This window comes from Achromobacter sp. 2789STDY5608615 (assembly GCF_001298995.1).
Taxonomy (GTDB): Bacteria; Pseudomonadota; Gammaproteobacteria; order Burkholderiales; family Burkholderiaceae_B; genus Achromobacter; species Achromobacter insuavis.
Genome location: NZ_CYTY01000020.1, coordinates 37,648 through 57,094 on the forward strand (window position 1 = coordinate 37,648; position 19,447 = coordinate 57,094).

Consider the following 19,447-nt stretch of genomic DNA (forward strand, 5'->3'; position numbering starts at 1 on the left):
CATCGTGCCCGACAAGGGCGCCTTCGTCAGCAAGCCCGACGCCAACGAGGCGCGCGAGGTCTACGCCGTGCGCCGCATCCTCGAGGCCGCGCTGGCGCGCGAGTTCGTGGCGCGCGCCACGGCGGCCGACTACCGCCGCATCGACGCCCACCTGGCCGAGGAACGCGCGGCGGTGGAAAGCGGCGACGTGCAGACGCGCAACCGCCTGCTGGGCGACTTCCACATCCTGCTGGCCGAGACCGTCGGCAACTCGGTGCTGACCGGCATGCTGCGCGAGCTGTCGGCGCGCAGCGCCGTGATCACCGTGCTGTACCAGAGCTCGCACGACGCCAGCTGCTCCTCGCGCGAGCACCACGCCTTCATCGACGCGGCCCGCGCCGGCGACACCGCGCGCGCCTGCGCGCTGATGGACGAGCACCTGGAACACGTGCAGACCGCGCTCGACTTCGACGAAGACGCCCACGCCGCCAGCGACCTGGTCACCGCCCTGTTGCGCTGACGCGCGCGCCCCGCCCGCGGCTTGATCGCGCGCAAGGTTTGATTCCGCGCAAACGGCGCCGCGCCTCCTCCCGATACAGTGTTACGTAGTCGCCGCCTGTCGCGGCGGCCGCTGCACAAACACGGGAGACACCATGTACAAGCACATTCTCATTCCCACGGACGGCTCGCAATTGTCCTCGGAAGCCCTGGTCGAAAGCCTCAATCTGGCCAAGTCGCTGGGCGCCCGCACCACCATCCTCACGGTCGAGGAACCCTTTCACGTCTTCGCCATGGGCGCCGCGCAGGTGGCCCACAGCCTGAGCGAGTACCAGGACCAGATCCGCGCCCAGGCCGAGCGCCTGCTGAGCGCGGCCGCCACCCAGGCGCGCGAGGCCGGCGTGCCGTGCGAAACGCTGCGCGCCACCGATGAAGACCCCTATCGCGCCATCATCAACGCCGCCGCCGAGCGCGGCTGCGACCTGATCGCCATGGCCTCGCACGGCCGCCGCGGCATGGCCGCGGTGGTGCTGGGCAGCCAGACCCAGAAGGTGCTGGCGCATTCCACCACGCCGGTGCTGGTGTACCGCAAGCAACGCTGAACCGCGCCGGCCCGCGGGCCGGCGTCCCCGGGGCCGCCGCGCATCCACGCGGACAGCGGCGGCCTTTCCCCCGGCGCATCACGGCCCGGGATGCAGCAACTGCTCCATGCGTTCCTGGATCCAGCGCACGGTGGCGCTGGGCGTATGCCCCTGCAGCCACAGCGTGCGCACCGGCAGCGGCGGCAGCGACAGGCCGACGCAGGGCACGCAGGCCAGGTCCTTGCGGTAGCCCTCGTACTCGGCGATGTTCAGCGGCAGGATCGCCCAGCCCAGGCCGTCGACCGCCATCGCCGCGATGCTGTAGAAGCTGTCCGAGCGCCAGGCCGACGGGCTCATCACCACGTCCTCCACCCCTTCCATCTGCATCACCAGCTGGCGATGGCGCGCCAGGTCATTGCGCGTGACCTCGGGCAGCGCCGCCAGCGGATGATCGCGCGCGACGAAGATGCCCTGGCCGACGTCGCCCAGGTAGCGGTGGGCGAAGGCCGGGCCCGGGTCGCCGCGGTCGAAGTGGAAGGCCACGCTGGCGCGGCCCTGCTGCACGTAGTCCGCCACCTCGGTGGCGGTGCCGTTGAGCTGGCTCAGTTCCAGCGCCGGAAAGCGCGTCGACACTTCCCGCACCAGCACGGCCAGCACGCGGTCGGGCAAGGCTTCGTCGAGCGCCACGCTCAGGCGCGCATCCTGCCCGGCGGCGAATGACAGCGCGCGCTGTTCCAGGCCGGCCGCCTGGCGCAGCAATTCGCGCGCCTCCAGCAGCAGCACTTCGCCGGCCCGCGTCAGCGTGGCGTTGCGGCGCGAGCGGTCGAACAGCTCCACGCCCAGGTCCGCCTCCAGCAGGCCGAGCGACGTGCTGACGGCCGATTGCGCCCGGCCCACCTGGCGCGCGGCCGCCGAAAACGAGCCGGCGTCCGCCGCCGCCACGAAATGCCGCAGTTGTTCCAGGGTCCAGTTCATTGCCACTCCGCGCCGCGGCCGCCGCATGGCCGCCCAATCAATCTATTTTATAGATGGATTCAAACTTTTTGTTATTGATATCCAGATGGAAAATGCCGTGCGCCACAGGAGTAAACGCATGACGCAGCGCAATTCTTCCCTCTCCAATACCGCTACCGCCACCGCGGCCGCCCCCCGGCCGCTGGCTGGTGCTGGCCATCGTGTCCAGCGCCCTGTTGCTGATCGTGGTCGACATGACGGTGCTTTACACCGCGCTGCCGCGGCTCACGCACGAGCTGGGCGTGACGGCTTCGTCCAAGCTCTGGATCGTCAACATCTACGCGCTGGTGGTGTCCGGCCTGCTGCTGGGCATGGGCACGCTGGGCGACCGCCTGGGGCACAAGCGCCTGTTCATGATGGGCCTGGCCGTGTTCGGCGCGGCCTCGCTGGCGGCGGCCTATTCGCCCAACCCGGCCGCGCTGATCGCGGCGCGCGCGGTGCTGGCGGTGGGCGCGGCCATGATGATGCCGGCGACGCTGTCGATCCTGCGCCTGACCTTCGCCGACGAGCGCGAGCGCGCCATCGCCATCGGCGTCTGGGCCTCGGTGGCCTCGGGCGGCGCGGCGCTCGGTCCGGTCATCGGCGGCATCCTGCTGGAGCATTTCTGGTGGGGCTCGGTGTTCCTGATCAACTTGCCGATCGTGCTGCTCGCGCTGCCGCTGGCGCGCCGCTACATCCCGGCCGGCCAGCCGGACCGCCAGCGCCCCTGGGACCTGGTCGGCTCGCTGCAGGTGATGGTCGGCCTGATCCTGACCGCCTATGCGCTCAAGGAGCTGGGCCGCGCCCAGCCGTCCTGGCTGGACGCCGCGCTGGCCTGCGCCGGCGGCGCCGCGATGCTGTTCATCTTCGCCCGGCGCCAGCGCGCGCGGCCCCATCCGCTGATCGACTTCGCCATCTTCCGCAACCGCAGCTTCAGTTCGGCGGTGGCCTCGGCGCTGTTCGCGGCGGCGGCGCTGCTGGGCATGGAGCTGGTGTTCAGCCAGCGCCTGCAGCTGGTGCTGGGCATGTCGCCGATCGAGGCCGCGCTCTACATCCTGCCGCTGCCGCTGGCCGCGTTCATCGCCGGCCCGCTGGCCGGCTGGCTGCTGCCGAGGGTGGGCAGCGCGCGCCTGCTGTTCGTCTCGCTGCTGGTGTCCGGCCTGGGCATGGGCGGTTACCTGTTCAGCTACGACGGCGCGCTGACGTCGCAGATCGCCAGCCTGTGCGTGCTGGGCGTGGGCATCGGCGCCACCATGACGGCCGCCTCCAGCACCATCATGCAGAGCGCCACGCCCGAGCGCGCCGGCATGGCCGCGTCGATCGAGGAAGTCTCGTATGAACTGGGCGGCGCGCTGGGCGTGACACTGATGGGATCGATCCTGTCGGGCGTCTACGCGCACACCCTGGACGTGCCTGCCGGCCTGCCCGCGGCCGCGGCGCGCGACAGCCTGGACGAAGCGCTGGTCCTGGCCGAGGGCCTCTCCAGCGACGCGGGAGCCGCGCTGGCGCGGCTGGCCCGCGACGCGTTCGACGCGGGCTACACCGCGGTCATCGCCACCGCCACCGTGCTGCTGCTTGCCACCGCGTTGCTGGTGCTGGTGAACCGCTGGCGCGGCGGGGCCAAGGTGTCCGCCCCCGCGCCGCACTGAGCCGCCGTTTCAGGCCCGGCTGGCGGGCGGTCATGCACCAACGCGAAACGCGTTGGAAGGTCGCCGCGCCCCAGGGCCTGTCAATCACGAAAAGGAACAGCCCCCTAGGCCGCATCGCCCGGGCGCCGCGCCCCCACCAGGCTCAGCACGTAGTCCAGGAACGCGGCCTCGTCCGGCATGGCGCCGCCGCCCGCCGCGATGGCGTCGGCCACTTCGAGCTGACTGTGCAGCCAGTACTGGATCAGCGCGCCGGTGGTGATCATGGCCTGTCCGGCCGGAATGTCGGCGCGCACGAAGCCGGCCTTCTGGGCCTGCGCGAAGACCGGCACGAACAGCTGGTTCAGGCGTGCCGAGCGCGCCCGGCGCTCGGCTTCCTGCGCCCCCATCACGCGCCACAGCTGGAAACGCAGGGCGGCCGGGTGCGTCTTCCAGTAGCGCAGATAGCTGCCCACCATGTCCGGCACCGTGCGCGCCGTGACGGGCTGGCGCGCGATCGGCTCGATCGCGTCCAGGAAATCCTCGGTGATGCATTCCCCCACCTTGGACCAGAGGCTTTCCTTGTCCTTGAAGTGGTGATGGATCAGCCCCGGCGAGACCTTGGCTTCCTGCGCGATCAGCCGCATGGTCGAGCCGTCGAAACCCAGGCGGGCGAACAGCGTCAGCGCCGATTCGAGGATCACGTCGCGGGCGTCGGGCGTCGTGTATTGCGAGCGCAGCTCTGTCATGCCGGGGGTCTCTGTGAGGATGGAATCAGCCATGTTACGGGTCCGGAATGCATTGATCAATTGACTGACCAAACGTTTAGTCAATAGAATTGCGACAAATTCTCATTAACCGCACTGGAGTTTGTCGTGTCCCCGTCCCCCGCGCTGCCGCGCCGTCGCCTGTCTCGTCCCCTGCTGCTGGCGATGTCGCTGACCCTGGCCCCGTTCTCAACGCGGGCGCAGACGCCCGCCACGGCCGCCGACGCCGCGCCGGCCGCGGCGGCGGCCTCGACCGCGCCCCAGGCCGGCGCCGCCGAGCTGCCTGCCGTCATCGTGACCGCGCGCAGGCGCGAGGAAAGCGCGCAGGACGTGCCCATCAGCATGACCGTGCTGAACGGCGAGCAACTGCGCGCCGACGCCGCGCCGCAGGCCGGCAACGCCGGCCTGGCGCGCTCGGCGCCCAACCTGGCGTTCACCGACACCGGCGGCCAGAACTCCAACGTCTTCACCATTCGCGGCGTGGGCTCGTTCGCGCCGCTGTCGCCGGACGACACCTCGGTGGTGATGTACGCCAACGACGTGCCGCGCTCGGTCTACGGCGCGCCGCCGACGCTGCTGGACGTGAACCGGGTCGAGGTGCTGCGCGGGCCGCAAGGCACGCTGTTCGGCCGCAACACCCAGGGCGGCGCCATCAACGTGATCGCCAACCAGCCGGTGTTCGACCGCGAATACACCGTGCGCGGCGAGATCGGCTCGCACGGCCACCGGCTGGGCGAACTGATCGCCAACGAGGCCCTGTCGGACACCGTGGCCGCGCGCCTGGCGCTGCGCTACACCACGGTGGACGGGACCACCCCCAACCTGGCTTCGGGCGGCAGGGACGGCTGGGCCGACGTGGGCGCGGCGCGCGCCACGGTGCTGTGGACGCCCGGCGCCAACACCGTGGTGACGGTCACCGGGTCGTACGACCAGCAGAAAGCCGCCGCGCCGCGCTTCGTATGGCTGCAGAACCCGCGCTTTCCGCAGACCGCCTCGGATCCCGAGAACAAGATCGACTGGAAGGACAGCAGCGGCAGCGTCAAGGTCGAGCACGAGTTCGAGCACTTCACCCTGACCTCGCTGACCAGCTACCTGGATTCGCGCTCGCGCCAGGCCTTCGACCTGACCGACGGCCTGATCTATTCGGCGATGACCGGCCGGCCCGCGTCCGTGTACAACGTGCCCTACGCCGACTACGCCGACATCCGCTTCCAGGAACAGAGCTGGCAGCAGGAATTCCGCCTGAGTTCGCCGGAGACCAGCGCGCTGGGCTGGACCGTGGGCGCCAACTACTTCCATTCCAGTTTCCGCAACGACACCACCGCCAAGGCCTCGCCGGCGGCGTTCAACTTCCAGACCCAGAACGGCACCCAGGCCAACCGCATCAAGACCGACAGCGCCTCGCTGTTCGGCGAGGCCAGCGTGCCGCTCACGCCCAGGCTGAAGGCCTTGGCCGGCCTGCGCTACACGCACGAGGCCAAGGACGCGCGCTACCGCTACACCGGCAACGGCAACCCGGCGGTGGTGGCCAACTTCAGCCAGCACGACACGCTGTCCGACAATTTCGTCACCGGCCGCACCGGCCTGTCGTATGACTGGAGCGACGCGCTGATGACTTACGCCACTGTCTCGCGCGGCTATGTCTCGGGCGGCTTTGCCGGCGTGTCCGTCAACACGCCGACCGGCAAGCCGGAAACGCCGTTCGAGGCCTCGACCAGCTGGACCTACGAACTGGGCTTCAAGTCGCAATGGTTCGACCGCCGCGTGGACCTGAACGGCTCGGTGTTCCTGAATGAGGTCAAGCGCGGCCACCTGATCGTGTTCAACCCGTCGGCGCTGCTGTTCACGCCCGCCTCGCTCGACTACCGCAGCAAGGGCGCCGAACTGGAATTCGCGGCGCGCGTGCATCCCAACGTCAAGCTGATCGGCGGCGCCGGCTACACCCACGCCGAACTGGTCTCGGTGCCCGCCGGCAGCGCCACCGGCGCGCAATCGGGCAACCGCGTGCCCAACGTGCCGCGCCTGACCGCCAACCTCGGCGTGGAGGTCGAAGCGCCGGCGCGGCCGCTCGGCCTGCCCGGCCAGCTCAATGGCCAGATCGTCTGGCAGCACGTCGGCGCGCGCGCGGCGGACGTCAAGGAAAGCTTCACCCTGCCGGCCTACGACGTGGTCAACCTGCGCGCCGGCTGGCGCGACGGGCCGCTGGAAATCTACGGCTTCGTCTACAACCTGTTCGACAAGCAATACCTGGTGGCGGGCCAGAGCTGGGGCCCCACGGTCAGTTCGGTGCGGCTGGGACAGGAGCGCCTGGCCGGCGTCGGCATGAGCTGGAAGTTCTGACATGCGGACCGGCCAACCCGCCGCGCCCTGGGCGCGCCTGGCCGCCATCGCGGCCCTGTACGTGTCGCTGGGCGCGGTGCTCGGCTTCGTGCAGGGCGGCGTCGGCCCGATCCTGCGCGACAAAGGCCATGCGCTGGCCTCGATGGCGCCGGTGTTCGCGCTGTACCTGCCGTTCGGTGTGACCTTCCTGTGGGCGCCGCTGGTGGACCGCTGGCGCCTGCCCTGGCTGGGCCGGCGCAGCGGCTGGATCGTGGCGGCGCAAGGCCTGGCGGTGCTGCTGGTGGCCGCGATCGCGCTGGGCGGCGCGCTGCCAGCGGCCGCGCTGTTCGGTCTGGGCCTGGCGGCGACGCTGGCGGTCGCCACCATGGACGTGGCGCTGGACGCCTGGACGGTCGAGCACATCGCCGACGCCCATCGCGGCGCGGCATCGGCGGCCAAGGTCGGCGGCCTGTCGCTGGGCGCGGTGCTGGGCGGCGGCGTGCTGGTCGGCCTGTTTCCCCGCCTGGGCTGGGAAGGCGCGCTGCTGTGGCTGGCCGCCCTGATGGCGCTGGCGACGCTGCCGGCCTGGCGCCTGCCCGACCACGCCGCGCCAACGGCGGCGCGGCAAGCCAGGCCGGGCCTGCGGGCCGCCCTGCGGCAGCCAGCCATGGCCGCGCGCCTGCTGCGCATCAGCCTGGTCACCTGCGCGCTGATGGCGCTGTTCAACCTGAACCGGCTGATGCTGGTGGACCTGGGCGTGCCGCTGGCGCGCATCGGCTGGGTGCTGGGCGTGGCCGCGCCGCTGGCCAACCTGGCGATGGCGCTGGCGCTGCCGGCGGCGCTGCGGCGCAGCGCCCCGCGGCCCTTGCTGTGGGCCTTGCTGGCGGCCACCGTGGCCGGCGCGCTGGCCATCGTCATGGCCCTGCGCATCGGCAACGCCGACCTGGCCATCGCGGCCTCGATCGCGATCAGCGCCTGCGTCAGCGGCCTGTACATCGTCATGGGCGGCCTGATCCTGGGCTGGGCGGCGGGCGGCCAGGCCGCCACCGACTATGCGCTGTTGTACGGCCTGGGCCGCTTCGTCGGCACGCTGGCGCTGCTGGGCATGCCGGCGCTGATCGCCCGCATCGGCTGGCCGGCGTTCTATGCGACGGCCGCCGCCTGCGCCACGCTGGCCGTCGGCGTCTTCATGGCGGCGCTGCGAAAAACCTGATCCCTGTCGGCACAAAGGCGGCAAGCCCCGTAAACTTCCGGACATTCCCATTGAGATAGATCATCGTACCCAGGGTATGGCTTCGGATAGGCTTATGCGAAACGTGAAAGACAAGTCCGCCCCCGACAAGGACAGCTATTTGTTCTCCGACCAGATTGGACACCTGCTGCGGCGCGTGTACCAACGGCATACCGCCCTGTTCCAGCAGTACATCCCCGACTCGCAGCTGACCGCGGCGCAGTTCGTCGTGCTGTGCTCGGTGCGCGACAACCAGGGCAGTTCGCTGGCGGATATCGTCAAGGCCACGGTCATCGACCAGGCCACGGTGCGCGGCGTGGTCGACCGGCTCAAGCAGCGCGAGCTGGTGCGCGTCGACCACGACCCGCACGACCGCCGCAAGGTGGTGATCAACCTGACCCCGGTGGGCCAGGAGCTGGTGCGCAAGATGGAGCCCTTCGCGCTGCAGATCACCGAAAGCACCTACGGCAAGCTCAATCCCGCCGAGCGCCTGGCGCTGGAATTCCTGCTGCGCAAGATGATCGAGGGCGACGCCGGGGAATGAGGCCTGCTAAATGAGGCGTACGGGCTCCCGGCATACGGGCGTCCGGCGTCCGGGCGTCCGGCATACGGGCTGCCGGCGTCCGGGCAACCCGCATCCGGGCGGCGCGCGTCCGCCCGGATAAGCCCCCTTCCCCTGACGGATCAGTCCAGCGCGCGGTTGCGCGACTCGACGTCCACCGCCCGGATCGACAGGGCCGCGGCCAGCAGCATGGCCGCCAGCACCGCCAGCGCCAGCGTGAAGTGGGTGGCCATGATCGGCGCGATGATGGCCGGCGCGAACAGGCCGCCAAACCGCGCCACGGCGCCCGCCAGGCCCATGCCGCTGGCGCGCAGGTCGGTCGGGTAGACCTCGGGCGTGAAGGCGTACAGCGCGCCCCAGGTGCCCAGCAGCGCGAAGCTCATCAACAGCGTCGAGCCGATCACCAGGAAGCTCGAGGTGCCCAGGCTGTACAGCATGCACCCCACCGCGCTCAGGATCAGGAAGCCCACCAGCGTCGGCTTGCGGCCCCAGCGTTCCACCCCGTAGGCCGACAGCGCGAAGCCCGGCAACTGCACCAGCGCCAGCAGCACCAGGAATTCCTGGCCGCGCATGAAGGCGAAGCCCTGGCTGCTGAGCTTGATCGGCAGGTAGACGAACACGCCGTAGTAGGCGATGGAGATCAGCGCCCAGGCCAGGCACAGCGCGATGCTGCGGCGGCGCAGCGTGTTCGAGAACAGCGCCGACAGCGGCTTGCGCTCATGCAGTTCCGGCTTGAGCTCGGGGATGTCGGTCGGACGTCCGTTGACGCGGGCCACGCGCTCGAGCACCTTGCGCGCCTGTCCCGACTTGCCGTTGCGGTTCAGGTACATCGGCGACTCGGGGATGTAGAAGCGCAGCACCACGCCGATCAGCGCCGGCAGGCCGGTGACGAAGAAGATCACGCGCCAGGCATCGTCGCCCCACGACAGCGCGGCCAGGGCCAGCAGCGCCAGGCAGATCGTGCCCAGGGCCCAGAACGACTCCAGCAGCACCAGCCAGCGGCCGCGGCGTTCGCTCGGCAGGAACTCGGCCATCATGGTGTAGTCCACCGGCAGCGTGCCGCCGACACCGATGCCGGTGACGAAGCGCAGCAACAGCAGCCAGGCGAAGTCCGGCGCGAAGGCCGAGGCCACGCCGGCGCAGGCGTCGATGACCACCGCCATCATCAGCACCGGCCGCCGGCCGATGCGGTCGGCCAGCCGGCCGAAAGCGAAGGCGCCGATCAGCATGCCGACGAAGAACGCGGTGCCGGTCTGCAAGGCCTCGGGCACCGGGATACCGAAGGTGCGGGCGATCGAAGGCGCGCTGAAGCCGATCGACAGCACCTGCATGGCGTCGGCCAGCCAGACCAGGCCGAAGATCATGAACAGCCGGTACTGGAACTTGCCGACGCCGGCTGTCTTGATGCCTTGTTCCACCGTGATGAATGAAGCTGACATATGCGTGATTCCCTTTGTGTGTCGCGCGCAGGGTCCGCGCCCGATACGGGCGTCGGCCCCGGTCCGGTACGCGGCTGCCCCCGCGGATGCGGGATGCAGCAACGCCCCTCGGCGCCGGGCAGGCGTCGATGGAAAACCGATGCGCGCGATGTTGTGTCGCGAGGCGCGGCCGGATCCGCCATGGATCGCGAACCGCCGCCCCGTCTTCCCCTTACTGCGGCTGCGCGTGCTGGCGCAGCTTGCCTATCGTCGTCGTGTCAACTGGCCAAGCCTCTTCCTCCGGCGCGAACCGCGCGCGCAAATAGTCGATCAAATCGCCGATCTGCCTGTCGTCCAGGCTGTTGCCGAACGCCGGCATGTAGCCCAGGGCATCGTCGGCCGGGGCCTGGATGCCATGGAGGATCACCTGGATCAGGTTGTCCGGCGATGCGGCGTGCAGATTGGTGTTCTGGCCCAGCAGGGGCTTGACCCCGAACAGGGTCGGCCCGCTGCCGGCTTCATGGCAGACGGCACAGGCGTTCTGGTAGATGCGTTCGCCGCTGGCGCGGCGCAGCGTGATGGCCTCGCTGACGGCGGCGGGCGCGGCGACAGCGGCGGCGGTGGTTACGGTCGTGGCCGTCGGGGCGGCGACAACGCTGGCCGACGCGGCGGCGCTAGCCGATCCGGCCGCGCTTGCCGTGGCCGTGGCCGTCGCGCGCGCCGACGACGGCGTCCGCCCCGGCACCGCCATCAGGTAGGTGACGATGGCCTTCAGGTCGCTGGCCGGCAATTCGGCCAGCCCATGGATCACGGGCGCCATGGGGCCCGCGGCCACGCCATGGCGCGGCGAATAGCCGGTGCGCAGGTACTGGAACAGCTCCTCGCCCGACCAGGCCCGCTCGCCCGTGGCGAGCTGGTTCAGCGCCGGCGCGTTCCAGCCCTCGGCCTGGCCGCCGGCCAGGTAGGCCAGGCCGCCCTTCTCCGCGCCCAGCGCGTTGCGCGGCGAATGGCAGGCGGCGCAGTGGCCCACGCCTTCCACCAGATACGCGCCGCGGTTCCATTCGACGTCCTGCGAGGGATCCGGCGTGAACGGCGTGGGATCGTGGAACAGCAGGTTCCAGCCGGCCAGCAGCGGCCGCAGGTTGAACGGGAAGCCCAGTTCGGTGCGCGGCGGCGTCGCGGCCACCGCGGGCTGCGACATCAGGTAGCCGTACAGCGCCTGCAGGTCGGCGTCGCTGAGCTTGGCATAGGCCGTGTAGGGAAACGCCGGATACAGCTGGCGGCCGTCCTGGTGGATGCCCTGGCGCATGGCGCGTTCGAAGGCCGCGTATGACCAGCGGCCGATGCCGGTCTGCGCATCCGGGGTGATGTTGGTGGAATAGATGACGCCGAACGGCGTCTCCAGCGCCAGGCCGCCGGCGTTGCGGGCGCCGCCCGGCGCGGTGTGGCAGGCCACGCAGTCGCCGGCGGCGGCCACCAGCCGGCCACGCTCGATCGCCTGCGTCGAATACAAAGAAGCGTCGGGCCCGGCCGTCAGCGGCAGCGCCGGCTTCAGCGGCCACAACGCGGCGGCCATGGCCGCCAGTCCGGCCGCGCCGGCCGCCAGCCAGCCCCAGCCGCGGCGCAACGCGCCTTTCCCGCCGGCCGCGCGCCGGTCCGCCAGCGCCAGCCGCAGCTGGCCCGCGTCGAACGGCGCCTGCCGCAGGCGCACGCCGGTGGCGTCCTGGATGGCGTTGGCGATGGCGGCGGCGGCGGGCAGCGTCAGCACGCCGTCCACATCCAGCCGCCCGTCCCGCAACGGGCCGGGCACGCCCGGCGCCGCGATGGTCATTGCACCCGCGTCCGCGGGCGACGGCATCGGCTCGGCGCCGCGCCATTCGTCGAACGCCGCCGGGCCGGCGATGAGGCGGCGGGCATCGGCCAGCCGCTCGGGTTGCTGGCGCGTGATGGCCAGGCGCGTGGCGGCGCCTTGCGCGGCGCGCAGGTCCTGGCTGTCGTGGCCGGCGACCACCCGCGTCACCTCGATCCGCCCGGTGGCGGGCTGGATCGCCACGTCGGCCACCCAGGCGCTCCAGACCATGTGCGCCGAACCGTCCTCGGCCTCGCAGCGCACCTGCGCGGTGGCGAAGCCGCTGCCGTGCAGCAGGCCATCGGCCGTCGTCACCGGATCGCGCGCCGCGGCCTGCTCCACCACCTGCCGCGCCAATTCATGGCCGCGCGCATCGGCCAGGTGCCGCAGCCGCCAGCCGACCGGATCCTCGCCCGCCGCCAGCGCCTGTTCGTGCCACAGGCTTTCGCCGGCGAACACCTGGGCCGCATTCAATTCATCGACGTCCGCGTGCAGCAAGGCATGCGAGGCCGCCGGCGCCAGCACCGGGCTGTCGCCCTGCACGGTGGCATGGCCGCTGGCCTGCGCGCGGCCGGGCCGCGCCAACAGGCGCGCCAGGCTGGGACGCACCGCCCAGGGCTGGGCCGAACGCAGCGCCGGGCCCTGGGCCAGGTCCGCGGCGCGCAGCGCCAGGGTGGCTGCCGTCGCCGACCGGCAGGCCACGCAGACCGGCCGGCCCACGGCCTCGGACAGCATCGCCGCGTCGGCGGCCGCATCCAGCAGATCGAGCAAGTGCGCGGGCTGGCCGGCCTCGGCCGCGCCCCGCGGCCAGGCGGCCACGCGCACCGCCTGGATGGGCCAGTCCATCAGCGCCGCCAGCTCGCGCCGCGCCAGCGTGTGCATTGCCGCCGCGTCCGGCGGCAGCCACAGCGTCAGGCGGCCCTCGAGGCACCAGGCCGCGACGCGCGCGCCGGACGCCGTATCGGCGGGCCGCCATTGATATTCAGGATCATCGTCCGGATTCCCGTCCGCCCGGCCGGCGCGATCCTCGCGCGGCGACGGACCGTCGCCCCGCCACACCGGCGCCATGCAGGCCAGCGCCTGCCGCGCATGCTGCGGCGTCACGGCGACCACGCCCACGAAGTGTTCGCGCCGCACCGCCGCCACCACGCCCGCCTGGGCCCGTGCGTCGTCCAGGCGCACGCTGTCGAGCGCGCTGCCGCGATAGCGGGTGCCGTCCCAGCCAGCCGCGGGCGGGCGCAGCGCCAACCCGTGCAGCAGGTCGGAAGGCGGCTCGACGGCGAATGCCGCGGCCTCGGGCAGCCACGCGCTCATGCGTCGGCCCCTCGGGTCCGCGCGGCCGCGCCATCGCGTCCGCGCGCAGTTCGACCGCGCGCAGCGCCGCCTGCATGATCTCGACATGCGTGCCGCAGCGGCACAGGTTGTGATGCAGTTCGCTGCGCAGGGCTTGTTCGGACGGCGCCGGGTCGCGGCGCAGCAGCGCCTCGACCGTCATGATCATGCCGTTCAGGCAATAGCCGCACTGGGCCGCCTGGCAGTCGATGAAGGCGCGCTGCGTCGGCCCGGGCCGCTCGCGCGTGCCCAGCCCTTCGAGCGTGGTGACCTCGCGCCCCTGCGCCGCCTTCACCGGAATCACACAGGAGCGCGCCGCCACGCCGTCGATCAGCACCGTGCAGGCGCCGCACTCGCCCAGGCCGCAGCCATACTTCGGCCCGTTCAGCGCCAGATCGTTGCGCAGCACCAGCAACAGCGACGTCGTCGGCGGCGCCGCCACGCGCACGGCGGCGCCGTTGACCTTCAGGCCGATCGGATCGGCGGCGAGCGTGGCGGAGTGTTCCATGATGTGCGTGGCGAAAGATCCGGTGAAGGAAGGACGGCGGGCGCGTCAGGCCGCCTTGGCCTTCGGTTCGACCAGCGGCTCGCTGAACACGTCGTAGCCGAAACACCAGCTGGGATCCTCATTGGTCCGCAACCAGGTGTTGTCGTGCGAAATGCGCTGCACCTTGCTGGCGCGCTCGGCGCGGTTGGCTTCGTACAGCGCGAAAGCCAGTTCGTGATTATGCGCCCCGACCTCCTTGAAGCAACGCACCAGCATGGCGCCGTCCTCGATTGCCATGGCCGCGCCCTGCGCCATGTGCGGCTTCATCGGGTGGCAGGCGTCGCCCAGCAGCACCAGGCGGCCGCGGCTCCACAGCGGCAGCGGGTCGCGCTCCAGCAGCGACCACTTGGTCACCTCGACGGTGGCGTCGATCAGCGCCTGCACCGTGGGATGCCAGCCCTGGAAGGCCTCGCGCATCTCGTCCTTGCTGCTGGGCAGCCAGCGGTCGTTGAGATCCCATTTCTCGACCGGCACGCCGGTCACGTAGTAGAGCTCGTCGGCCTTGCTGGTGACGAAGTACGTCATCATGTGGCGGTCATCGGTCCACCACTTCACGCAGGCGTCGAACGGCAGCATGCCGGCCTTGACCTCGGGCGTCGGGAACACCGCGCGATGCGCCAGGTAGCCGGCGTACTTGGGGGGCTCGGGCCCCAGCAGTTCCTCGCGGATGTGGGAATTGACGCCATCGGCGCCGATCACGATGTCGGCATGCTCGACGCTGCCGTCGGCAAAGCGCATCTCGACGTCGCTGCCGCGGTCGGTCACGCCGATCAGGTGCTTGGAGTACGCCATCACGCGCTCGGGCAGGGCCTCGATCAGCAGGGCGTGGAAGTCGCCGCGATGCACCGTCAGGTAGGACGCGCCATAGGTCTTGACGGCGTAGTCGCCCAGCGGGATCCGCGCCAGCACGTCGCCGGTCATGCCGTGGCGGCTGTACCAGTAGTCGGGATGCGAACCCTGGGCGTTGAGCGCGTCCTCGATGCCGATGCGGCGCAGGATCTTCATGACGTTGGGCCCGACGTGGATACCGGCGCCCAGCCGCGAAAAACTCGGCGCCTGTTCGTAGACGCGCACGTCGAAGCCTTCCTGCAGCAGGAGCGAGGCGGTGGCGGCGCCACCGAGGCCGGCGCCGATCACGGCGATGCGGGGGGATTTAGACAAGAGGCTCTCCTACTTTTCTATGCATACACTCTATTTTTTCCAGATGGAAAACCGCACCATCGTGGATCCGAAACTGTTCGCCTGCGTCCAAAACAGTGAATTTTTATGCACATATAGGTAAAAACCACTATGAACATCGGCTTTGCGATTCACCTTGCTGTTTGCAAGAATAGAGCGTCTACACTGTTTTTTTAATTTATCGAAAACCCTAAGATGGATTCGCGCATCACGTCATCACGCTCGATCCGCCCCCTGCGCGGCGCAAGCGATGGCCGCCGGATCCCGTCCTGGCATCGACCCACCCGGAGCACGGCATGAGCCAACCATCCAGCACCTTCCTGTACGGCGCCAACATCCACGCCAACGGCATCCGCCAGCACTACCTGCGCTATGGCGGCGCCGAGGGCGTGCGCGCCGAACGCGACGCGCTCATCCTGATCCCCGGCATCACCAGCCCGGCGGTCACCTGGGGCTTCGTGGCCGAGCGCCTGGGCCAGCGCTACGACACCTATGTGCTGGACGTGCGCGGCCGCGGCCTGTCCAGCGCCGACCCCGGGCTGGACTACGGCCTGGACGCGCAGGCCGCCGACGTGCTGGCGCTGGCGCAGGCGCTGGGCCTGCAGCGCTACGCCCTGATGGGCCATTCCATGGGCGGACGCATCGCAGTGCGCGCGGCCCGCGGCCAGCCGGCCGGCCTGACGCGGCTGGTCATCGTCGACCCGCCCGTCTCCGGCCCGGGCCGCCGCCCCTACCCCGCCAAGCTGGCCTGGTACGTCGACTCGATCCGCCAGGCCACGCACGGCATGGACGCCGAGGCCATGCGCGCCTTCTGCCCCACCTGGACCGAGGAACAGCGGCGCCTGCGCGCGCAATGGCTGCACACCTGCCACGAACCCGCCATCGTGCGCAGCTTCGAGGACTTCGGCCGCGACGACATCCATGCCGACCTGCCGCATGTGCGCGTGCCGCAACTACTGATGACCGCCGAGAACGGCGGCGTGGTCGGCGACGAGGACGTGGCCGAATGGCAGGGCCTGGCGCCCGACACCCTGCACCGGCGCGTGCCCGCCGCCGGCCACATGATCCCCTGGGACAACGAGGCCGGTTTCCACGAGGCGCTGGGCGACTTCCTCGAACCGCGCGGCTGAACCCCGCCCTTCCCCCCTACTTCGACAGGAGTCCGCCATGCCCGTCAGCGACATCGACCTGATCCGCGCCTGGAAACAGGTGCTCACGCTTTCCCGCCTCGAAGCCGGCCAGACCGTGACCGTGCTCACCGGCGCCGACACCCATCCGCAGACGCTGCGCTGCGCCATCGCCGCCGCCGGCGACATGGGCGCGCGCGTCAACCGCCTGGATCTGCCGCCGGTCAACGGCGAGAAATCCCTCAGCCGCGACTCGCTGGCCTACCTGGGCACCACGCCGCTGACCGGCAACCCCGCCGCCATCGCCGCGCTCAAGGCCAGCGACCTGGTGCTGGACCTGATGACGCTGCTGTTCTCGCCCGAGCAGCACGAGATCCTGCAGGGCGGCACCAAGATCCTGCTGGCGGTCGAGCCGCCCGAGATCCTGTGCCGCCTGGTGCCGACCGAGGCCGACCGCGCCCGAGTGCGCGCGGCCGCCGCGCGGATCGCCGAGGCGCGCCAGATGCGCATCACCTCGCAGGCCGGCACCGACCTGCAATGCCGGCTGGGCAGCTTTCCGGCGATTTCCGAATACGGCTTCGTCGACGAGCCGGGGCGCTGGGACCACTGGCCCAGCGGCTTCGTGCTGACCTGGCCCGACGAAGGCCACAGCAACGGCCAGGTGGTGCTGGACCGCGGCGACATCCTGCTGCCGATGAAGGACTACGTGACCGACCCCATCACGCTGACCGTCGAGCGCGGCTACGTCACCCGCATCCAGGGCGGCCTGCAGGCCGAGGTGCTGCGCGACTACATGGCGTCGTATGAAGACCCCGAGGCCTACGCCGTCTCGCACATCGGCTGGGGCCTGCAGCCGCGCGCCCACTGGTCGATGCTGGGCCACTACGGCAAGGAGACCCATATCGGCATGGACGCCCGCGCCTTCGAGGGCAACTTCCTCTGGTCCATGGGGCCGAACAACGAGGCCGGCGGCCAACGCACCACCGCCTGCCACATCGACATCCCGATGCGCCACTGCACCGTGATGCTGGATGATCGCGCCGTCGTCATCGACGGCGTGGTGCAGGACGAACCCGGGCTGGCGCGCGCCGCCCGCCGCAAGGAGTTGGCATGACCACCACCGTTCCCGCCGGGGATATCTCGGCTTACGCCCGCCAGGGCTTCGGCACGCCGCTGCCGCTGAAGGCGCCGTTCGGCCTGCTGATCATCGACTTCGTCAACGGCTTCGCCGACCCCGCCGTGTTCGGCGGCGGCAATATCCCGCAGGCCATCGAACGCACCCGCGCCTTGCTGGCGCACGCGCGCGAACAGGGCTGGCCGGCGGCGCACAGCCGCATCGTGTTCTCGGACGACGACGCCGACAGCAACATCTTCTGCCTGAAGGTGCCGGGCATGCTGACGCTCAAGGAAGACAGCCACAACAGCGCCATCGTGCCGCAGCTGGCGCCCGCGCCCGGCGAATACGTGGTGCGCAAGAGCACGCCGTCGGCGTTCTACGGCACCATGCTGGCGCCGTGGCTGGCGCAGCGCGGCGTGCAGACGCTGGTGGTGGCCGGCTGCGTCACCAGCGGCTGCGTGCGCGCCAGCGTGGTCGACGCCATGCAGGCCGGCTTCCGGCCGCTGGTAGTGGCCGACTGCTGCGGCGACCGCGCGCTCGGGCCGCACGAGGCCAACCTGTTCGACATGGCGCAGAAGTACGCCGCCGTCATGCCGCTGGAGCAGGCCCTGGCCGACATCGGCGCGCTGGCGGCATAATCGTTGATCGGCCCGGATCGCCTTCGCCCATGAACCTGCCCCATCCCCACGCGCTGCACGACGCGCTGCTGACCCACCCCGGCGCGCTGCTGGTCGTGCGCGCCCCGACCGCGCCGCCCCGTCCGGCGCCCGGGCAGCCGGGCGTGGTGTCGGATTACGTGCAGGACACGCCCGAGGTCTTCGTGGCGGTGCTGGCCGACGCCGCCGCGCCGGGCGGCTGGCGCGCGCTGGCCTTCAACGGCCACGTCGACCTGGGCACCGGCATCCGCACCGCGCTGGCGCAGATCGTGGCCGAGGAACTGCACGTGCCGATGGCGCGGCTGGAAATGGTGCTGGGGCACACCAACGCCACCCCCAACCAGGGGCCCACCATCGCCAGCGCCAGCATCCAGATCTCGGCCGCGCCCCTGCGCCGCGCCGCGGCCCAGGCGCGCGAGCACCTGCTGGCGCAGGCCGCGCGGCAATGGGGCGTGGCGGCGGACACGCTGCGCTTGCGCGACGGCATCGTGCATCCCGCCGATGCGGGCGACGCGCGCGCCCTGCACTACGGCCAACTGGTGCAGGGCCGGCACACCCGGCTGGAACTGGCCACCGATGATGCCCAGGTGCGGCTCAAGCCGGCCCGCGACTACACCGTGGTCGGCAGCGCCGTCGCGCGCGTCGACATCCCCGCCAAGGCCACCGGCGAACTGAGCTTCGTGCACGACGTGCGCGTGCCCGGCATGCGCCACGGCCGCGTGGTGCGCCCGCCGCACCCCGGCCGCGACGCCGGCGACTTCATCGGCCGCTGCCTGATCGATGTCGACAGCGATTCCGTCGCGCACCTGCCGGGCCGCGTCCAGGTGGTGGTGCAAGGCGATTTCATCGGCGTGGTGGCCGACCGCGAGGAACAGGCCGAAGCCGCCATGCGCGCGCTCAAGGTGTGCTGGAAACCGGTGCCGCCCGCGCCCGCGCTCGACGACCTGGCCAGCGCCATCCGCGCCAACCCCGCGCGCCGCCGCCTGCTGCTGGAGGAAGGCGACGTCGAGGCCGCCTGTGCCGCCCCCCGTGCACCCGCGCCGCACCTACGTCTGGCCCTACCAGATGCATGCGTCCATCGGGCCGTCCTGCGCGGTGGCCGACCATCGCGACGGCCGCCTCACGGTCTGGGCCGGCACCCAGAATCCGCACATGTTGCGCGCCGACCTCGACCGCCTGCTCAAGCTGGGCGAGGACCGCATCGAGATCATCCGCATGGAAGCCGCCGGCTGCTACGGCCGCAACTGCGCCGACGACGTCTGCGCCGACGCCGCGCTGCTGTCGGCCGCCGTCGGCGCGCCGGTGCGGGTGCAACTGATGCGCGACCAGGAACACCAGTGGGAACCCAAGGGCACGGGCCAGCTGATGGACGTGGCCGCGGCGCTGGACGCCGACGGCCAGCTGCTGGCCTATGACTTCGAGGTGCGCTATCCGTCCAACGACGCGCCGCTGCTGGCGCTGCTGCTGACCGGCGCCGTGCCGGGCGAGCCTCGCGTGCTGGAAATGGGCGACCGCACCGCGGTGCCGCCCTACCGCTATGCCAGCCGGCGCATCGTCTGCCACGACACCGCGCCGCTGGTGCGCGCCTCGTGGCTGCGCGGCGTCTCGGCGCTGCCCAGCTCGTTCGCGCACGACTGCATGATCGACGAGCTGGCCGAGGCGGCCAG

The 19,447-nt window shown here is 71.1% G+C and carries 15 protein-coding genes and 2 pseudogenes; 10 read left to right on the top strand and 7 right to left on the bottom strand.

All coding sequences use genetic code 11. The annotated features are described in order from the left end of the window. Both AOZ49_RS18215 and AOZ49_RS18220 read left to right on the top strand, forming a co-directional pair. A partial coding sequence (locus AOZ49_RS18215; protein ID WP_082380493.1) for a GntR family transcriptional regulator occupies window positions 1–499 on the top strand: 499 nt, incomplete at its 5' end. Window positions 500–632: 133 nt separating this feature from the next. Continuing rightward, window positions 633–1,079, top strand: a complete 447-nt coding sequence (locus AOZ49_RS18220) for a universal stress protein (protein WP_054434763.1) — start codon at window positions 633–635, stop codon at window positions 1,077–1,079. A 78-nt stretch (window positions 1,080–1,157) separates the two neighbouring features. Here AOZ49_RS18220 and AOZ49_RS18225 read toward each other — a convergent pair whose 3' ends face one another. Both AOZ49_RS18225 and AOZ49_RS32560 read right to left on the bottom strand, forming a co-directional pair. After that, window positions 1,158–2,033: a LysR family transcriptional regulator gene (locus AOZ49_RS18225; protein WP_054434761.1), complete on the bottom strand. Its 876-nt coding sequence runs from the start codon at window positions 2,031–2,033 to the stop codon at window positions 1,158–1,160. Window positions 2,034–2,070: 37 nt separating this feature from the next. Next, on the bottom strand, window positions 2,071–2,232 hold the full coding sequence (locus AOZ49_RS32560) for a hypothetical protein (RefSeq protein WP_156355677.1): 162 nt from the start codon (window positions 2,230–2,232) through the stop codon (window positions 2,071–2,073). On the opposite strand from AOZ49_RS32560, the gene AOZ49_RS18230 reads away from it, so the two are divergent. Further along, window positions 2,180–3,700 (top strand): MFS transporter, encoded by a 1,521-nt coding sequence (locus AOZ49_RS18230; RefSeq protein ID WP_156355678.1) that lies wholly within the window; start codon window positions 2,180–2,182, stop codon window positions 3,698–3,700. The two genes, AOZ49_RS32560 and AOZ49_RS18230, sit on opposite strands and share 53 nt — an antisense overlap. 104 nt (window positions 3,701–3,804) lie before the next feature. Here AOZ49_RS18230 and AOZ49_RS18235 read toward each other — a convergent pair whose 3' ends face one another. Further along, entirely contained in the window at window positions 3,805–4,458 is a 654-nt protein-coding gene (locus AOZ49_RS18235; protein ID WP_231689948.1) for a TetR/AcrR family transcriptional regulator, read from the bottom strand. Window positions 4,459–4,608: 150 nt separating this feature from the next. On the opposite strand from AOZ49_RS18235, the gene AOZ49_RS18240 reads away from it, so the two are divergent. The 3 genes from AOZ49_RS18240 (at window position 4,609) to AOZ49_RS18250 (ending at window position 8,537) form a co-directional block, all read left to right on the top strand. After that, window positions 4,609–6,783, top strand: coding sequence for a TonB-dependent receptor (locus tag AOZ49_RS18240; protein WP_054477038.1), 2,175 nt, complete (start codon window positions 4,609–4,611; stop codon window positions 6,781–6,783). Window position 6,784: 1 nt separating this feature from the next. Next, window positions 6,785–7,975 carry an MFS transporter gene (locus AOZ49_RS18245; protein WP_054476970.1) on the top strand — a complete coding sequence of 397 codons (1,191 nt, stop codon included), beginning with the start codon at window positions 6,785–6,787 and terminating at the stop codon, window positions 7,973–7,975. A gap of 94 nt (window positions 7,976–8,069) precedes the next feature. Next, on the top strand, window positions 8,070–8,537 hold the full coding sequence (locus AOZ49_RS18250) for a MarR family winged helix-turn-helix transcriptional regulator (RefSeq protein WP_054434753.1): 468 nt from the start codon (window positions 8,070–8,072) through the stop codon (window positions 8,535–8,537). Between the two features lie 140 nt (window positions 8,538–8,677). On the opposite strand, the gene AOZ49_RS18255 is transcribed toward AOZ49_RS18250, so the two are convergent. The 4 genes and pseudogenes from AOZ49_RS18255 to AOZ49_RS18270 all read right to left on the bottom strand — a co-directional run bounded on the left by AOZ49_RS18255 (window position 8,678) and on the right by AOZ49_RS18270 (window position 14,862). Beyond that, entirely contained in the window at window positions 8,678–9,994 is a 1,317-nt protein-coding gene (locus AOZ49_RS18255; protein ID WP_054434751.1) for an MFS transporter, read from the bottom strand. Between the two features lie 211 nt (window positions 9,995–10,205). Continuing rightward, window positions 10,206–13,136 carry a c-type cytochrome gene (locus AOZ49_RS18260; protein WP_054476971.1) on the bottom strand — a complete coding sequence of 977 codons (2,931 nt, stop codon included), beginning with the start codon at window positions 13,134–13,136 and terminating at the stop codon, window positions 10,206–10,208. A 16-nt stretch (window positions 13,137–13,152) separates the two neighbouring features. Continuing rightward, window positions 13,153–13,662, bottom strand: a pseudogene (locus AOZ49_RS31820) ((2Fe-2S)-binding protein); the annotation flags it as partial. A 45-nt stretch (window positions 13,663–13,707) separates the two neighbouring features. Next, window positions 13,708–14,862 (bottom strand): FAD-dependent monooxygenase, encoded by a 1,155-nt coding sequence (locus AOZ49_RS18270; protein ID WP_054434747.1) that lies wholly within the window; start codon window positions 14,860–14,862, stop codon window positions 13,708–13,710. A 314-nt stretch (window positions 14,863–15,176) separates the two neighbouring features. On the opposite strand from AOZ49_RS18270, the gene AOZ49_RS18275 reads away from it, so the two are divergent. From AOZ49_RS18275 to AOZ49_RS18290, 4 genes and pseudogenes are all read left to right on the top strand, one after another. After that, the gene (locus AOZ49_RS18275; RefSeq protein WP_054476974.1) at window positions 15,177–16,010 is read left to right on the top strand and encodes an alpha/beta fold hydrolase; all 834 of its coding nucleotides are present in this window, start codon (window positions 15,177–15,179) and stop codon (window positions 16,008–16,010) included. A gap of 37 nt (window positions 16,011–16,047) precedes the next feature. Beyond that, a complete protein-coding gene (locus AOZ49_RS18280; protein ID WP_054434743.1) occupies window positions 16,048–17,121 on the top strand; it encodes a 2,5-dihydroxypyridine 5,6-dioxygenase NicX family protein in 1,074 nt (357 codons plus the stop codon). After that, a complete protein-coding gene (locus AOZ49_RS18285; RefSeq protein ID WP_054476976.1) occupies window positions 17,118–17,762 on the top strand; it encodes an isochorismatase family protein in 645 nt (214 codons plus the stop codon). The genes AOZ49_RS18280 and AOZ49_RS18285 overlap by 4 nt, the downstream gene beginning before the upstream one ends. A gap of 29 nt (window positions 17,763–17,791) precedes the next feature. Next, window positions 17,792–19,447, top strand: a pseudogene (locus AOZ49_RS18290) (molybdopterin cofactor-binding domain-containing protein); the annotation flags it as partial.

Coding starts and splice junctions, on each gene's coding strand:
- AOZ49_RS18220 (WP_054434763.1), top strand. CDS start 633: ATGTACAAGCACATTCTCATTCCCACGGACGGCTCGCAATTGTCCTCG.
- AOZ49_RS18225 (WP_054434761.1), bottom strand. CDS start 2,033: ATGAACTGGACCCTGGAACAACTGCGGCATTTCGTGGCGGCGGCGGAC.
- AOZ49_RS32560 (WP_156355677.1), bottom strand. CDS start 2,232: ATGGCCAGCACCAGCCAGCGGCCGGGGGGCGGCCGCGGTGGCGGTAGC.
- AOZ49_RS18235 (WP_231689948.1), bottom strand. CDS start 4,458: ATGGCTGATTCCATCCTCACAGAGACCCCCGGCATGACAGAGCTGCGC.
- AOZ49_RS18240 (WP_054477038.1), top strand. CDS start 4,609: ATGTCGCTGACCCTGGCCCCGTTCTCAACGCGGGCGCAGACGCCCGCC.
- AOZ49_RS18245 (WP_054476970.1), top strand. CDS start 6,785: ATGCGGACCGGCCAACCCGCCGCGCCCTGGGCGCGCCTGGCCGCCATC.
- AOZ49_RS18250 (WP_054434753.1), top strand. CDS start 8,070: ATGCGAAACGTGAAAGACAAGTCCGCCCCCGACAAGGACAGCTATTTG.
- AOZ49_RS18255 (WP_054434751.1), bottom strand. CDS start 9,994: ATGTCAGCTTCATTCATCACGGTGGAACAAGGCATCAAGACAGCCGGC.
- AOZ49_RS18260 (WP_054476971.1), bottom strand. CDS start 13,136: ATGAGCGCGTGGCTGCCCGAGGCCGCGGCATTCGCCGTCGAGCCGCCT.
- AOZ49_RS18275 (WP_054476974.1), top strand. CDS start 15,177: ATGAGCCAACCATCCAGCACCTTCCTGTACGGCGCCAACATCCACGCC.
- AOZ49_RS18280 (WP_054434743.1), top strand. CDS start 16,048: ATGCCCGTCAGCGACATCGACCTGATCCGCGCCTGGAAACAGGTGCTC.
- AOZ49_RS18285 (WP_054476976.1), top strand. CDS start 17,118: ATGACCACCACCGTTCCCGCCGGGGATATCTCGGCTTACGCCCGCCAG.